Origin of the sequence: Gordonia jinhuaensis, assembly GCF_014639795.1 — a bacterium.
Taxonomy (GTDB): domain Bacteria; phylum Actinomycetota; class Actinomycetes; order Mycobacteriales; family Mycobacteriaceae; genus Gordonia_B; species Gordonia_B jinhuaensis.
Window position 1 is genome coordinate 24714 of record NZ_BMGC01000017.1, and the last position, 16174, is coordinate 40887.

Annotated in this window: 11 protein-coding genes; 6 read left to right on the plus strand and 5 right to left on the minus strand. The window is 66.6% G+C overall.

The annotated features are described in order from the left end of the window. Positions 1 to 5: 5 nt before the first annotated feature. Positions 6 to 1988, minus strand: a complete 1983-nt coding sequence (gene acs, locus IEW22_RS12245; RefSeq protein ID WP_188586892.1) for an acetate--CoA ligase — start codon at positions 1986 to 1988, stop codon at positions 6 to 8. A gap of 404 nt (positions 1989 to 2392) precedes the next feature. After that, positions 2393 to 4180: an ABC transporter ATP-binding protein gene (locus tag IEW22_RS12250; RefSeq protein WP_188586893.1), complete on the minus strand. Its 1788-nt coding sequence runs from the start codon at positions 4178 to 4180 to the stop codon at positions 2393 to 2395. Between the two features lie 122 nt (positions 4181 to 4302). Between IEW22_RS12250 and IEW22_RS12255 the strand changes: the two genes are divergently transcribed. Then, positions 4303 to 4956, plus strand: coding sequence for a PH domain-containing protein (locus IEW22_RS12255; protein ID WP_188586894.1), 654 nt, complete (start codon positions 4303 to 4305; stop codon positions 4954 to 4956). Here IEW22_RS12255 and IEW22_RS12260 read toward each other — a convergent pair. The 3 genes from IEW22_RS12260 to IEW22_RS12270 all read right to left on the minus strand — a co-directional run bounded on the left by IEW22_RS12260 (position 4928) and on the right by IEW22_RS12270 (position 9599). Then, complete coding sequence (locus IEW22_RS12260) at positions 4928 to 6076, minus strand: ABC transporter permease (RefSeq protein WP_188586895.1); 1149 nt, start codon at positions 6074 to 6076, stop codon at positions 4928 to 4930. The two genes, IEW22_RS12255 and IEW22_RS12260, sit on opposite strands and share 29 nt — an antisense overlap. Further along, complete coding sequence (locus IEW22_RS12265) at positions 6073 to 7695, minus strand: ABC transporter permease (protein WP_229742567.1); 1623 nt, start codon at positions 7693 to 7695, stop codon at positions 6073 to 6075. Before IEW22_RS12265 ends, IEW22_RS12260 begins: the two co-directional genes overlap by 4 nt. 179 nt (positions 7696 to 7874) lie before the next feature. Beyond that, complete coding sequence (locus IEW22_RS12270; protein WP_188586896.1) at positions 7875 to 9599, minus strand: ABC transporter family substrate-binding protein; 1725 nt, start codon at positions 9597 to 9599, stop codon at positions 7875 to 7877. Positions 9600 to 9874: 275 nt separating this feature from the next. Here IEW22_RS12270 and IEW22_RS12275 point away from each other — a divergent pair, with 275 nt between their 5' ends. The 5 genes from IEW22_RS12275 to IEW22_RS12295 all read left to right on the plus strand — a co-directional run bounded on the left by IEW22_RS12275 (position 9875) and on the right by IEW22_RS12295 (position 16172). Then, a complete protein-coding gene (locus IEW22_RS12275) occupies positions 9875 to 10624 on the plus strand; it encodes an oxidoreductase (RefSeq protein ID WP_188586897.1) in 750 nt (249 codons plus the stop codon). A gap of 1696 nt (positions 10625 to 12320) precedes the next feature. After that, positions 12321 to 13436 (plus strand): septum site-determining protein Ssd, encoded by a 1116-nt coding sequence (gene ssd, locus IEW22_RS12280; RefSeq protein WP_188586898.1) that lies wholly within the window; start codon positions 12321 to 12323, stop codon positions 13434 to 13436. After that, positions 13433 to 14647, plus strand: a complete 1215-nt coding sequence (locus tag IEW22_RS12285; protein WP_188586899.1) for a TadA family conjugal transfer-associated ATPase — start codon at positions 13433 to 13435, stop codon at positions 14645 to 14647. The genes ssd and IEW22_RS12285 overlap by 4 nt, the downstream gene beginning before the upstream one ends. A gap of 125 nt (positions 14648 to 14772) precedes the next feature. Beyond that, entirely contained in the window at positions 14773 to 15549 is a 777-nt protein-coding gene (locus IEW22_RS12290) for a type II secretion system F family protein (RefSeq protein ID WP_188586900.1), read from the plus strand. Beyond that, positions 15546 to 16172 carry a type II secretion system F family protein gene (locus IEW22_RS12295; protein ID WP_188586901.1) on the plus strand — a complete coding sequence of 209 codons (627 nt, stop codon included), beginning with the start codon at positions 15546 to 15548 and terminating at the stop codon, positions 16170 to 16172. Before IEW22_RS12290 ends, IEW22_RS12295 begins: the two co-directional genes overlap by 4 nt. Positions 16173 to 16174 lie beyond the last annotated feature (2 nt).

Genomic DNA, 16174 nt, shown 5'->3' on the forward strand with positions numbered 1-16174 from the left:
TGGGGTCAGCTCCGCTGTGAGCGGATGGCCTCGAACACCGTCGGGTCGACCAGCGTCGAGGTGTCACCGAGTTCGTTGCCCTCGGCGACGTCGCGCAGCAGCCGGCGCATGATCTTGCCCGAGCGGGTCTTGGGCAGCTCCGGCACGATGTTGATCTCACGAGGCTTGGCGATCGGCGAAATATCCACCGATACATGACTTTTCATCTCAGAAATCAGTGTCTCGTGATCGGTGTCGATTCCCTCGCGCAGGATCACAAAGGCCACGATTCCTTGGCCGGTGGTTGCGTCGGTTGCCCCGATCACCGCGGCCTCGGCCACTGCATGATGTCCGACCAGTGCCGATTCCACCTCAGCGGTGGAGATGCGGTGGCCCGAGACATTCATGACGTCGTCGATACGGCCGAGCACCCAGAGAGCGCCGTCCTCGTCGTAGCGTGCGCCGTCGCCGGCGAAGTACCACCCCTGCTCGGCGAAGCGCGACCAGTAGGTGTCCTTGAAGCGCTCGTCGTCACCCCAGATGCCGCGCAACATCGACGGCCACGGCTGGTCGAGGACCAGATAACCCTGTTCGCCGGGGGCCACCTTGTTGCCGTCGTCATCGACGATGTTCGCGCTGATCCCGGGCAGCGGCGCCATGGCGGAGCCGGGTTTGGTCGCGGTGACACCCGGGAGCGGCGAGATCATCGCCGAGCCGGTCTCGGTCTGCCACCAGGTGTCGACGATGGGGCAACGATTGTGCCCGATCACATCTCGGTACCAGCGCCACGCTTCGGGATTGATCGGTTCGCCCACCGAACCCAGGAGGCGCAACGAGCTCAGGTCGTGGGAATCCGGGATCGTCCGACCCCACTTCATGAACGTACGGATCAGCGTGGGGGCAATGTAATACGTTGTGACGCCGTACTTTTCGATGACCTCGAAATGACGGTGCTCATTCGGCGAGTTCGGCGTGCCCTCGTAGATGATCTCGGTGGCGCCGTTCGATAGTGGCCCGTAAACAAGGTAGCTGTGTCCGGTGACCCAGCCGATATCAGCGCCACACCAGAACACGTCGCGCCCTTCCTTGTGATCGAACACATAGTGGAAGGTGTAACTGGTCTGGGTGAGATAGCCGCCTGAAGTGTGGACGATGCCCTTGGGCTTGCCTGTGGTGCCCGAGGTGTAGAGCAGGAAGAGCGGATGTTCGGAATCGAATGCCTCGTACTCGTGCTTCGGCGACGACTCGGCCACCGTGTCGTCCCACCACACATCGCGACCCTCGACCCAGTTCATGTCGGGGTCGTGGTTGGTGCGGCGGACCACCAGTACGTGCTCAACCGATTCGGCTGCGTCGTCGCCGGTTCCGAGGGCCTCGTCGACGGCGGCTTTGAGTGGCGCGGGCTTTTCCCGGCGAAACTGCCCGTCGGTGGTCACCACGAGTTTGGCCTGTGCGTCATCGACGCGTGAGCGCAGTGCGGTCGCAGAGAAGCCGGCGAACACCACCGAGTGGGTCAGACCGAGGCGGGCACAGGAAAGCATCGTCACGATCGCCTCGGGAACCATCGGCATGTAGATGGCTACGCGGTCGCCGGCCTCCAGGCCGATCGAGGTGAAGTAGTTGGCGGCGCGGCTGACCTCGTCGAGAAGCTGGGAGTAGGTGATGTCACGGGAGTCGCCGGGCTCACCGACCCAGTGGATCGCGACGCGATCACCCTTGCCGGCGGCGACGTGGCGGTCGACGCAGTTGGCGGCGACGTTGAGCTTTCCACCGACGAACCATTTCGCGAAGGGCGCATCCGGCCAGTCGAGTACCTGATCGAAGTCGGTGTCCCAATCGAGACGGCGCGCCTGGGTGGCCCAGAACTTCAGACGGTCGGCATCGGCGTGCTCGTAGAGCTCCGGGCCCGCATTCGCTTGCGCCACGAATTCCGGTGATGGCGGGTAGACCGCTTGGACGCTGCCGTCCTCGGGTGCGTCGGCGGGGGAGGAGGACTCTGTTGTGGACACGATCTGCAATGCCTTCCGTGGAGGAACATTCGTCTGAGACGTCCATTGTGAGGGTAGTCACGTTGGTAGTGCGTTGCAGGGGTGAGTCACGTTTCGCTGCGGGTTTGGCGAGACGGCACAAGCGCGACCAGTTCGTGCAGGCGCGACCAGTGCAATGGGTGCGTTGAGCAGAACTGGCTGCGCGGACACAAACGCAACCAGTTCATGGATCTCGGGTCTCAAACGCGACCAGTTCGTGCAGACGCGACCAGTGCAATGGGTGCGTTTAGCAGAACTGGCTGCGCGGACACAAACGCGACCAGTTCACGGATCTCGGGTCACAAACGCAACCAGTTCACGGACCCCGACTCACAAACGCAACCAGTTCCCGGGCGGCCGGGCATCGTAAACCCGCCACACCCAACTCACGCCCCGGCGGCGAGCCTCTCCTCGCGCTTGGAGCGCTGGGCTGTCGGGTCGGGGACGGGGACCGCGGCGAGCAGTCGCTTGGTGTAGTCGTCCTGCGGGTGGTTGAGCACCTGATCGGTGGTGCCCACCTCGACGAGCTTGCCGTGGTGCATCACCGCGATGCGGTCGGAGACCTGTTCGACCACGGCCAGATCGTGGCTGATGAACAGGCAGGCGAAGCCGTATTCGCGCTGCAATGAGGCGAACAGTTCCAGCACGGTCGCCTGCACCGACACGTCGAGGGCACTGGTCGGCTCGTCGGCGACCAGCAGCTTGGGCTCGAGCGCCAGTGCGCGGGCGATACCGACACGCTGGCGCTGACCGCCGGAGAGCTCATGCGGGTAGCGGTTGCGCATCGAGGTCGACAGGCTCACGGCCTCGAGTAGTTCTTCGACGCGCTTGTTCAGCGCGTCGCCGCGCATCTTGCGCTTGAGGCGCAGCGGCTCGCCGATCGACTCTCCGATCGGGAACCGAGGGTTGAGCGAGGAACCCGGATCCTGGAACACGATGGCCACATCGTCACGGATCCTGCGCAACCGGGCGTTGTCGGGTTTGATCATGCTCTCGCCGACCACCTCCATCTCGCCGCCGACCGGCGGGAGCAGCCCGACGACCGCACGACCGATGGTCGACTTACCCGACCCGGATTCGCCGACGAGTCCGAGCACCTCGGAGGCGTTGATGTGCAGCGACACCCCGTCGACCGCGCGGAAGCCCGAACTGCTTCCGCGGCCGGGATATTCGATGATGGTGTCGCGCATCTCGAGGACCCGGGTGTCGCTCTTGCCCGACTCACCCGACCGGGACGTCGCGGTGTCGGCATCGACGGTGCCGCGGTCCTCGGGGGCCACCTGCTCGGGGTTCTCGTCGGCGAACGTCTCGAGGTGCTCGCCGAGGTGAGGCACCGAGTCGAGCAGCTTCACGGTGTAGGGATCGCGCGGTGAGGCGAACACCTGTGTGGCAGGGCCCGATTCCACCACCTGGCCGTCCTTCATCACCATCACGCGGTCGGCGATGTCGGCGACCACACCCATGTCGTGGGTGATGAGCAGGATTCCGGCGTCGATGCGGTCGCGCAGATCGCGCATCAGCTCGAGGATCTCGGCCTGCACGGTCACGTCGAGGGCGGTGGTCGGTTCGTCGGCGATCAGCAGGCCGGGCTCGTTGGCCAGCGCCATGGCGATCATCGCGCGCTGACGCTGACCACCGGAGAGCTGGTGAGGATAGGAGTCCACGCGCGTCTGGGGGTCGGGGATCTCCACCATCGTCAGCAGCTCGATCGCCCGTGCCAGCGCAGCCTTCGGAGTGACGTTGCGGTGGCTGCGGATCACCTCGGAGATCTGGAAACCGATGGTGTACACCGGGTTCAGCGCCGTCATCGGCTCCTGGAAGATCATCGCCACGTCGTTGCCGCGCACACCGCGCACCACCGAGGGTTTCGCGCCGACCAGTTCGTTGCCGCGCAGCGCGATCGACCCGGTCACCCGGGCGTTCTGCGGCAGCAGACCGAGCATCGCCATCGCCGCGGTCGACTTGCCCGAGCCGGATTCGCCGACGATCGCGAGCACCTCACCCTTGCCGAGGGTGAAGTCGATGCCGCGCACCGCGCCGAACCACTCTTTACCGGTCCAGAAGTCGACCTTCAGGTCGGACACGGCCAGTGTCGGCCCGTCGAACTTCTCGTGTTCGATGGTGATGTCGTCGGAGGCGGGAGCCCCGCGCAGAAGTGTCTTGAGATCGATCATGGTTCTACTGATCCTCTGTGAATCGAGGTGCGGTGAATCGAGGAGCCGGCCTCGCCGTGCGGTGACTCGCGTCGGCAGGCCCGGTGCTTGCATGCGCGATGCCCGAGGGTGAGCATGGCCGGGTGAGTGAGATGAGCGACGCCACCGGACCCGAGACCCGCGGTGAGGTGGTGACCATCCGGCCCAAGGGGCCGGTGATCATGGCCGCGGTGATGTTCGTCATCGCCGCAGTGGCGGTGGTGTACGCCTTCGTCGTCGACGCGGGCGTCGGTGTCACGGTACTCGGGCCGATGATCCTGCTCGCCGCGCTCGCATGGCTGCTGCTCGCCAATCCCCATGTGGAGGTGAGCGATTCGTGGGTGCGCGTGGTCAATCCGCTGCGTACATACGAGGTGCCGTTGTCGGCGCTGCGTGACGTTGCCACCAAGTGGGCGCTGACGCTGGCCACCGACGACGGCACTGTGGTGGCCTGGTCGGCGACCTCGCCCTCGGGCCGCGGGGCGATGACCGGACGCGACGACAAGCAGCGTCGGACCGACCGGACATCGGTGCCGCGCTCGGCGATCCGACCCGACGGCACCATCTCGCCCAGTGACCTGTCGGGCACCGACTCCGGTGACGCCGCCACCGCGATCCGTACGCGCTGGGAATCCGCGCGCACCTCCGGCGCACTCGACGATCGATCGGGCGAGCCGGTGCGCACACACCTCAACCTCGCCTCGATCGGCGTCGTGGTCGTCGGCATCGTCATGACCGTGGTGTCTGTTCTGGTGTAGCCGGGCCGTCGCCCGGACCCTCGTCACCGCCGGCGCCGCCGGTCGGTGTACTCGTCGAGTCGGGCACACCCGTGGGCTTCTCCGGAATGTCGGACTCGGGGCGTTCCTCGGCGGAGCGACCGAGAATCCGCTTGTACCACTTGACCTTCGGGATCACGCGCTGGCGCGGATCGTAGGCGTCGCGCAGTCCGTCGCCGATGAAGTTCACCGTCAGGGCGATGATGATGATGAACAGGCCGGGCCACCAGAACAGCCAGGGGCGGGTGGAGAACGCCGCCTGGTTCTCGGTGATCAGCAGACCCAGCGAGGTGTCGGGGCTGCGCACACCGACGCCGAGGTAACTCAGCGAGGTCTCCAGCAGGATCGCGGTCGCGGTGGTCAGCGTCGCCGACACCACGATCACACCGACCGTGTTGGGCATGATGTGGCGGAAGATGATTCGCGCCGAGGATGCACCGCCCACGCGGGCGGCGTCGACGAATTCACGCTCACGCAGCAACAGGAATTCGCCGCGGACCACGCGGGCCAGCGACGTCCAGCCGACCAGTCCGATGACCAGACCGATCACCACCACACCGGATTTGCCCCACTTGGCGCCCAGGGTGGCGGCGATCGCGATCACCGGGATGGTGATGACGACGTCGGTCAGGCGCATGAGCACTGCCTCGGTCCAGCCGCGGAAATAGCCTGCGACGGCGCCGATCACGGTGCCGACCACGGTCGACACGACACCGGCGATGAAGGCCACCACGATCGACTGCTGCGCGCCGCGCATCGTCAGCGCGAAGTAGTCCACGCCGATGGAGTTCTGCCCGAACGGGTGCTCACCGAGGCTGAAGGGGAACTTCCAGGTGGGATGGCCGCCGTTGAGGATCGGTGCGGTGTCCTTGTAGTCCCACTTCCACCAGCCCGGCAGGCCGGCGAAGCCGATCGAGCTGTAGACCAGGATGATCGCCAGGATCAAGATGGCCAGGCCGATCATCGCGCCGCGGTGGCGGATGAAGCGGTTGAACACGAGCCGACCCTGCGATTGCGCCTTGGTGGTCAGCACGTCGGGTTCGGGACCGACTCCGGAGGTCTCCGGGCTCGGGACGTTCTGCGTGGTGAGTTGCTGGGTCATTGGAGACGAATCCTGGGATCGAGAGCGGTGTAGAGCAGATCGGCGACGAGGTTGAACAACACCGCCGCCGTGCCGGTGACGAGGAAGAACGCCATCACGACGTTCGGGTTCACCGCGTTGAGCCCCTGAATGAACAACGTGCCCATGCCTTTCCAGCCGAACACGTTCTCGGTGATGACGGCACCGCCGATGACCGCGGCGAAGTCGTAGGCCACGACGGTGGTCAGCGGGATGAGCGCGTTGCGGAAGGCGTGGCGCATGACGACCGTGCGCTCGGTGAGGCCCTTGGCGCGTGCGGTGCGGATGTAGTCCTGGTTCATCACCTCGAGCATCGACGCGCGGGTGTAGCGCGTGTAGCTGGCGAAGCTGATGAGGATCAAGGCGATGGTCGGCAGCAGCAGTGACGTGCTCACGTCGAGGAAGTGCTGCCAGATGTTGCCGTGGAAGTTCGGCGTCGAATCGCCCACGGTGGGGATCGGGCGACCGTACTTCTTCTCGGAGAACCGGTGGAAGTTGACCAGCACCTTGTCCAGCAGGATGAACAGCCCGGTACCGATTCCGGTGAAGATCGACGCGCGCACGGCCTGGCTGCGGTATTCGGCGCCGCCGACGAACCATCCGATCGCCCCCGACACCACGATCGCGATGATGCCCAGGATCACCAGGAAGCCGACGGCCGGGTTCTTGAGCACCGGCTGCAGTGCCACACCGCAGATCACGCCGACCAGTGCGGTGATGATCGTCGACGACAGCACCGGCCGCGCCTTCAACCCCGACACCAGCGCTGTCGAGGCCAGTGCGACCAGTAGTGAGAACACCAGGATCAATCCCGGCCCCAGTGCCGGGCGGGCGAACCACGAGACGGCCGAGAGGTACTGGGTGATCGCGATGATCACCACCAACGTCACGCCCACGACGAGCCATCGCCGTCGGCTCGTGCCGCCGATCACCGCGGCGAGCAGCAGACCGATGATGAGGCCGAGTATCACCGACACCCAGATCGGGATGCTCGGGTTCTCCAGCCAGTTGTTGAACTTGATCGCGCCGAATTCCTTGAGCAGCACCGCAACCCAGAAGATCGGCAGCGAGAACAGCAGGAAGGAGGAGAAGGTGATCGTGTAGTCGAAGGCGGAGTACTGGCGCAGCGCGGAGAGGATACCCACGACCACACCCAGGATCACCGCGAGCGCCAGCGCGAGCAGGACCAGCCGCAACGTGGTGGTGATGGCGTTGCCCAGGATGCCGGTGACCGGGGTGTTGTCGATCGACTTGCCCAGATCGCAGGAGACGCCGGGGACGAAGCACCCGGCCGCGCCGCGCAGCCAGTTGAAGTAGCGGACGATCACGTTCTGGTCGAGGTGCAGTGCCTCGGTGACCGCGCGGATCTTGCCCTCGCGGATGTTGGCTGGATACGACTCGAAGTTCTGCCGCGGGTCGCCCGACCACACCACGAGCATGTACATGAGGAAGGTCGCGCCCAGCAGGACGAAGAAGCTGGTGATCAGTCGGCGGATCACGAAGAACAGCGCCGGATTGTGCAGCGCTCTTCTCATATCGAATCGCCGTGGCCGTGGTGACGGCGTGGTGTCGGCGCTGGTGTCGTGGGTTTCGACGGACATATGAATTCTTTGCGGTATCTGCGGCGGTGGCCGTGGGAGAGGGAAGGGATGGTGCGGCCCGGCGGCGTTGACGGGCCGCACCGGACACGACCCGGCGCCGGGGCGGGAGACCAGCGTGGTCCCTCGCCGCCGACGCCGTTGGCCGGTCGTATCAGTCGGAGACTAGATGTCCGTGACGATCAGGACGTCTTGACCCAGTCCGACGCGTTGTAGGTGGCCATGGTCTGGGTGGTGTTGAGCACCACGCCGGACACCTTCGGTGAGTACGCGTTGAGCAGCGGCCACGCGAACAGCGGGATGGTGACCATGTCCTTCCACAGGATGGTCTCGATCTGCTTGATCAGGTCGGTCTGCTTGCTCTTGTCGGTGGTCTGCACCAGCTCGGTGAGGAGGCTGTCGACCTGCGGGTTGGAGTACTTGCCGTAGTTCTGGTCGCTACCGGTGGCGAACAGCGGCTGGTTCTCCGAGACGGTGCCGCTGCCGCTCCAGGCAAACTGCGCCATGTCGTAGGCACCCGAGGTGGTGACGTCGCCCCACTCCTTGGGGGTCAGCGCACGCACGTTGAACTTGAATCCGGCCTGGTTGCACGAGTCGGCGATGAGCTGCTCGGTCTGTGCGCGACGCGGGTTCGGGTTGCCCAGGTAGATGGCGTTGACCGTGAGGTCGGTGACACCCGACTTGGCGATGTCGGCCTTGGCGCCGGCGATGTCGACCTTGTCGAAGGCGCTGCCGCCCGAGGCGTCGGCGATCTCCTTGTAGTTGTCCTGGAACGGGTAGACCAGGCGGGTCTGCATCAGGCTGGCGTCGGGGTTGACCGGCTTGATCAGCTTGTCGACGATGTCCTGGCGCGGGAGGCACTTGGCGATCGCGTCACGCAGCAGCGGGTTGGAGAACTTCGACTTGAAGTTGAAGTCGAGGTGGTCGTAGGAGAAACCCGAGCCGGTGTTGCGCTTGGCGGCGTCGCCGAGCTTGTCGAGCGAGGAGATCAGGTCGACGTTCGGCTGCGGCTCGATGACATCGGCGTCACCGTTCTGCAGTGCCTGGACCTGCTGATCCTGCGGGATGAACTTGATGGTGATGCCGCCGTTCTTCGGCTTGGCACCCCACCACTTGTCGTTGGGGACCAGGGTGATCGACTGGCCGGCCTGCCAGGTGCCGATCTTGTACGGTCCGGCCGACGGGATGATGTCGGCGGCAGGCAGCTGGCCGGGGGAGAAGCCCGTCCACTTGTTGTTCCAGAAGTCGGCGATCTTGGCGATGGCAGCCTTGTCGTCGCTCTTCACGGCCTGCGCGATGTTGGTCCCGGTGGCCTTCTCGACCACATGCGCCGGCATCAGCGGCGACGACTGTGTACCCAGTGCGACGTCCCAGTCACCGAACGGCTTGTTGTAGGTGACGGTGAAGGTCTTGGAGTTCGGGTCCTCGGTGGGAGCCTGAATGTCCTGGATACCGGTGGTCGAGGCGGGCTGGAACTCGCTGTACTTGCCGTTGTGTGACAGCCAGTAGAGGTACCAGTCGTCGGCGGTGATCGGCGTGCCGTCCGACCAGACCGCCTTGTCGCTGATGGTGTACTTCACCTTCAACGGGTTGTCCGAGATCTTCTCGAACGTGCCGTAATCGGTGTCGCGCTGATGGTTGCCCTTGGCGTCGACGTAGGAGAAGTACGGCTGCACCTGGTTGAGAACCACGGCATTGGCGACAGCGTTCGCACTGGCGTTGTCGTTGTTGTACGCCGAGAACTCCTGCTCGGTGGCGTAGGTGATGGTGTTGCTGTTACCCGACGCGTTCGCCGACGCGCCCGAACCGCTGCTGCCGGAATCGTCATCCGAGCTGGTGCACGCGGTGGCGACCATGCTGGCCGAGACCAGGCTGATCACCGCAGCGGCAAGTCTTGTGGACTTCAAAGAACTCCCCCTGTGAAGTTAAACGTATGAAGCAACCGTTCATGCGTTCGATGGCTGTGAACACATCGTTCACCAGCGAACCATACGACCGACGCGCCGCCAACTCCTGCCGAAAACCGAAACACGGTGGAAACGAGAACACGACACGGTCCCCCGAACATATGAATGCTGCGGACAAATGTGCGACAGGACACAGGTCCCGGGTACGTGTGCCCCCGGGTACCGGTTCGTCCCCGGAGGATCGCGCGCCGGGGACGTCGATAAGCTCGCTCGATGTGACCACGGATCCACTTGCCCCGCTCGCGGAACTGCCTGGTGTGCGCGACGCCGCCGTTTCTGCAGGTGACGCGCTTGCCGCGGTACACAGGCACCCGGTCAATCTGCGCGGGTGGACCAATACGGCCACCGAGGCCTCGTGGCGGGCGGCGCGGCTGTCGGCGGCGATCGACGGTGCTGATGTGGAACTGCGGCGCGACGGCGATCTCGCCGACCCACTGCTTGCGGGCGCGATGCGGGTGGCACAGGCCCTCGATGGGGATGCGCTGTCGGGGTCGGTGGCGATCTGGACGCGCGCGCCTCGACAGGCGCTGGCACGGCTGCACGTGCTGGCCGCCGCCGATTACGACATCGACACCGACGACCTCGGCCGACCGCGCCCCGATCCCGGGGTGGGGGAGCGGCTCGACCTGCTCTCGCAGTTGGTGACCGGCGGTACGTCGGTGCCCGCCCCGATCCTAGCCGGCGTGGTGCACGGCGAACTGCTGGCACTGCAGGCCTTCGGCGCGACCAGTGGCGTGATCGCCCGGGCGGCATCGCGGTTGGTCGCCGCCTCGACCGGGCTCGACCCGCACAATCTCGGTGTCCCGGAGGTCGCGTGGTTCAAGGAACGTGGACGCTACCGTGAGGCGGCCGCCGGATTCGCCTCCGGAGATGCCGATGCGATTGCGGCGTGGCTGATCATGTGTGCCCGCGCCTTCGAGACCGGTGCCGCTGAGGCGAGATCGATCGCCGACGCGGCGCGGTAGGAGCAGAGGCCGCACGGACTCCGCGCCCAGCACAGACATGGGTCCCACACATACGAACGGCGAACGCCCCCGGAGGAGTGGGGTGTTCGCCGTTCGTCAGGCATGAACGCGAGTTACTCAAGCGTGCACAGGTGGGTTGTGTGGGTATGCCTCGGCGGTGGTGTGTCCTCGCCATCGGAATGGTCGCCGCCCAAGGCGACCATCGTCATCTGACGAGAGAACAGTCGCAGGCGCACAACACTTTTGCTTGGAGCAAGCTCCGCGTGGGTGCTCGTCGTTCATGCCGGGGGTCCGAACAGGGGGTCAATCCCTTCTCTTCCGGGATCTGACGTTGCCTCTCGGACGTCCGTGAATTCTTTGTACACCCAATGGGATTGGCGATTCAAGGGTTTTGCCGTCGGATTGTGGTCACGAAGCGGCGCAGCTGCGATCACGATCCGGATGCGGCGTGGACTCCGCTTCCGATGATCCTGGGTGCAGTACGAATAGTGTTGGAGGCCAGGCACTTACCGGACGCAGATCGACGGTCACCGCAGATCAACCGTCACCGCAGATCAACCGTCACCGCCGATCGATCGCACCGAGGCGATCGCACGGTATCGGCCGCGGACGGACTCGACCGACACATACGAACTATGTCTATGCGGACCCGAGTTCTATACGGACTGTGGTTCTATCCGGACCCGGGTTCTATGCGGACTGGAGTTCTATCGGGATGGTGATATACGGACTGGAGTTCTCTCGGCTCGCGTGCGAATAGTCCGGGCGACAGATCGCCGGTGCAAATAGACGCGCTGGGCAATAGGCGCGCTGGGGCAGGCGCCCGAGAATCTTTCGCCGACCCAGGGCCTAGACTCTCGTCGAGGTTCTTGTCGGCGGTGTCAGCTGTTTCATTTGGTCCCGCGAAATTGTGTTGGGGATGGTCGGGGCCGAAATGTCGGCACCCGCTCGGTCTCGGTGCTGCCCTCGCAACATCGGCCGGGGTGTGTGGGCTTGCGCACGTGGGATGAACGGATTCGAAAATTGCGTTCGGGCTTGCCGACCTAGCTCAAATCATGTGTATAGTCACAGGTACCCAGTCATCTGGCTGGGGAGATTCAGCCCGACCCCCCGGGGCTGAACTAGACGACCCTGGCCTCCTCCCCCCCCCCTGGCCAGGGTCGTTTTCTGTCCGGACCCATCCATGGTCAGATCGGTCGAATGACCGATTATCTGGTGGTGGTTCGTAAATCGCTCCTGTTGAGCCGGCGGTATGTGTCGAGAATGTTTAATTCGCGGGAATTCCGGACGATATATTCTCATCGACGCCGACGGCGAACAATTCGGAGTCGACATTGTCGTACAGGCGACCGGAATGTGCTGTCGGCTGTTCATTCGACAGGGCACGGTGAGATTCTTCCGGACCGGGTTCTTCACGGCCGGGTTTGTCCACAGATGAGGATCGATCCACAGGCGTGAGGTGAATCTGGTCGGCAGCGGTTCTCGGGTCCCGGCCTCGGGCCAGGATCGGTCCATGACCCTGCCCGACCACCATCGTCGCGCCCACCATCTTCCTGACCGGGACCATCGTCGTGACCGGGACCATCTTCGTGACCGGGACCACCGTCGAGATCACCGCGGCCCAGCCGATCCGGCGCTCGCATCGCCGCGGGGAAACCCGTCGCACCTTTCCGATCTCGGCGCAGTGGATCCCTCGGTGGCACGTTCATCGGTGACTGGGCGCACGCCGCACGGGGCTGACGCGCTCGTCATCGTCGGCGAGGAACTGCGCGAGGAGGTCGCACGATGTGTGGCCGCCGCGGGCTATCGGGGGCGTGCGGGACTCGTTGACGACCTCTGGCCGAGTCGTCAGGCGTGGCACGAGGCCGCCGTGGTGATCGTCGACCTGAGCGCTGTCTCGGCGCTGGCGCACCGGCAGATGCCGCGTCGGGATGCGGTGCTGGTGGTGGAGTCGGAGACCGATTCCACCATGCGACCCGGCGCCGCAGGGCTGTGGCCGAGTGCACTGCGGCTCGGTGCGCAGGACGGATACGTCCTCGGACGCGACGCCGCGCAGCTGGTGCGGGCTCTCACGGCATTGAGAGCGCCGCAACGACGCGGCGGAGTGACGATCGCGGTGATCGGCGGTCACGGTGGGGCGGGAGCGAGCACCCTCGCCGCCGCGACGGCGATCTGTGCGGCCGAGGGTCCGCGCCCGACGATGCTGCTCGACGTCGACCCGTACGGTCCCGGCGTGGACCTGTTGCTGGGGCTCGAGGACGATCCGGGCCTGCGGTGGGACGACCTGCGCGTCGAGGGTGGTGACGTTCACGCCGCCGCGCTGTTCGCGGCTCTGCCCTCGGGGCCGGGCGGGGTCGCGGTCCTCGCGCCCCGCCGTGGCGACCGCACGCCGGTGTCTGCGGTCGCCGCCCGCGCGGTGATGAACGCCGGCGCCGGTGACGGCGACGTGGTGGTGGTCGATCTGCCCCGTCGGATCGATGACACCGCGGCCGAATTACTCGCCGCCGTGGGCTCGGTCGTCGTGGTTACCACCGCGACGGTGGGTGGCTGTGCGGCGACGCGTCAGCTCACTCGCGAACTGACGCGCCTGAGCGGCCGGGTCGGGCTGGTGGTGCGGGGGCCCGCACCCGGCGGCCTGACCGTGCGACAGGTGCAGGAGGCACTCGGCCTGCCACTGCTGGCGGGATGCCGTGCCGAACCGCGACTCGCGGGCGCCGTCGAGGCCGGGGCGCTGAGGCTTGCGCGTCGGTCGCCGCTGCGTCGCGCGGCCGCCGCGGTGCTGGCCGGGGTGAGTGCGGAGGTGACGGCATGACCGGGATGCGAGCCGGTGACCGCGACGAGCTGTTGGCTCGGGTGCGGATGCGACTGGCCGGCGAGTCGACCACCGACGTGTCGGTGCCCAGCGCGCAGATGATGGCCGAGGCGATCCGCGAGGAGTCCGGCGGCGTGCTCGGTGACACCGACCTCCTCGAGGCGCTGCGGTTCCTGCAGACCGAGCTGATCGGCGCGGGTCGACTCGAGGGGCTGCTCGCCGAGCCCGATGTCGCCGACATCCTCGTGGTCGGGCCTGATCACGTGTGGGTCGACCGCGGGCGCGGGCTGGTCAGAACCGACCTGCGGTTCGACGACGATGCCGCCGTGCGCAGGCTGGCGGCGCGGCTGGCCCTGGCCGCCGGTCGTCGGCTCGACGATGCGCAGCCCTGGGTCGACGCGCAGCTCGACCAGATCGGGCGGCGCGGGTACCGGGTCCGGCTGCATGCGGTGATACCGCCGGTTGCGGTGGACGGCACCTGCATCTCGTTGCGTGTGCTGCGCCCGGCCCGCCACGACCTGGCCTCGCTCATCGAGTCGGGCAGCGTTCCCGGCGAGATCGCCGCCACCGTCGCCGGGGTGATCGCCGCCAGACTGGCATTCCTGGTCGCCGGAGGTACCGGGTCGGGCAAGACGACCTTTCTCTCGGCACTGCTCGGTCGGGTCGATCCCGGTGAGCGGGTGGTGTGCGTGGAGGATGCGGTCGAACTCGACCCCGACCATCCCCATGTGGTCCGACTGGTCACCCGCACACCGAATGTCGAAGGGGCCGGGGTGGTGACGCTGCGCGACCTCGTGCGGCAGGCACTTCGGATGCGTCCCGACCGGATCGTCGTGGGGGAGGTACGCGGTTCGGAGGTGGTGGATCTGCTCTCGGCGCTCAACACCGGACACGACGGAGGCGCGGGCACCGTGCATGCGAACTCGGTGACCGAGGTGCCTGCTCGCATGGAGGCGCTCGCCGCACTCGGCGGGATGGACCGTGCCGCACTGCACAGTCAACTGGCGGCCGCGGTGCAGGTGGTGTTCGGGCTGACCCGCAGCGGTGACGGCAGGCGGATGCTCACCGAGGTGGGGACGTTGTCGCGGACGCCCGGCGGGCAGGTGTCGATCACGGCCGCCTGGACCCGCGACGGTGGCTTCACCGATGCCGCGCCGGTACTCGCCGCCCTCATCGACACCCGCCTGCACAGCTCCGGGATCCTTCGGTGATCGGGGTCAGCGTCATGTGTGCGGGACTGGCGCTTCTCGTCCTGGCGGACCGACGGCCGCGGAATCGCTTGTGTCGAGCCGTCGACTCGTCGGCACAGCCGACCCGCGCGCTGACGGGGAACCAGATGCGTTGTATTGCAACGACTGTAGGTGCACTCGCAGTCGCCGTGGTGCTCGCCGCTCGCCCGCTCGTCGGCGCGGCGGTGGTGATCATCGGCGGCTATCTGCTGATCCGCCTGCGACGTGCCCGGCAGTCACGCCGGCACGCCGTCATCCGCGCGGATGTGCTCGCGGCACTGGAGGTGTTGATCGCCGAGCTGTCCGTCGGCGCGCATCCGGTGCACGCCTTCCGTCAGGCGGGCATCGAGGCCCGGCATGCCGGCGCCGACGAACAGACACTGGCCGTGCTGACCCGGATGGTGGGTAACGCCGAACTCGGTGGCGACGTGCGGGCGGGCCTGGTCGTCAAGGGTGCTACCAGACGAACAGCCTTGTCGCTGAACACCATTGGCGCAGCGAACAATGTCGGTGCGGCGAACGAATTCGGTGCGGCGAGCAGCCCGGGTGCCGAGTGGCTGGCCGTGGCAGATGCCTGTGCCATCGCCGAGCGCCACGGTCTGCCGCTGGCGGAACTGTTGACGGCCACGCGCACCGACATCGCCGCCCGAGGTCGCTTCGCCGAACGCGCCCGCGCATCACTGGCCGGAGCGCGGGCGACGTCGGTGGTACTCGCACTGTTGCCTCTGCTCGGTATCGGACTGGGGCAGGCGATCGGCGCGGCACCGCTGAGCACCTTGTTCGGTGCTGGCGTGGGGCCGGTGTTGTTACTCATCGGGGTGACCCTGACCGTGATGGGAGTCGAATGGGCAGAACGTATCTCACGTCGGGCGGTGGCCGGATGACCGCAGGTGCGGCGTTGGCGCTGTCGGCGGCTCTCGTCGCGGCGGGGCTGCTGGTCGCGCCGGGGCCGTCGGAGTATCTGCGCCGTGCCGGGTTCGAGCGCCGATCGCGACGGCGGATGTGGCGGTCCGCGGCGGTGCGCCGGCCCGCTCCAGGAGCCCGGACTCTCGACGCCGATCCGTTCGCGGTGGCCGCCGCGCTCGAGCTGTGCGCGGTGTGTGTGGCGAGTGGGATGACGATGCCCGCCGCTGCCGACGTGATGGCCGAATCGGCGCCGCCGGAGCTGGCGGCGGTCTTCGCCCGAGCGGCACATCTGCTCACGCTGGGGGCCGATCCGGCCGATGCGTGGCGTGCCGAGGCCGACTCCTCGGAACCGGTCCGCGCGCTGGTCACCACCGCTCGACGGTCCGCCCGCTCGGGCGCCTCGATCGTCGGCGGCCTGCGTGAACTCGCCGAGGCCGAACGTCGGCGAGCCGACGACGCGGCGACCGTGGCAGCCGAGCGAGCCGGTGTGAAGATCAGCGGCCCGTTGGGACTGTGCTTTCTGCCCGCCTTCGTCGTCCTGGGCATCGTGCCGGTGGTGGTCGGCCTCGCGGGCAGCGTCATGCGGTCGGGGTTGCTGTGAAC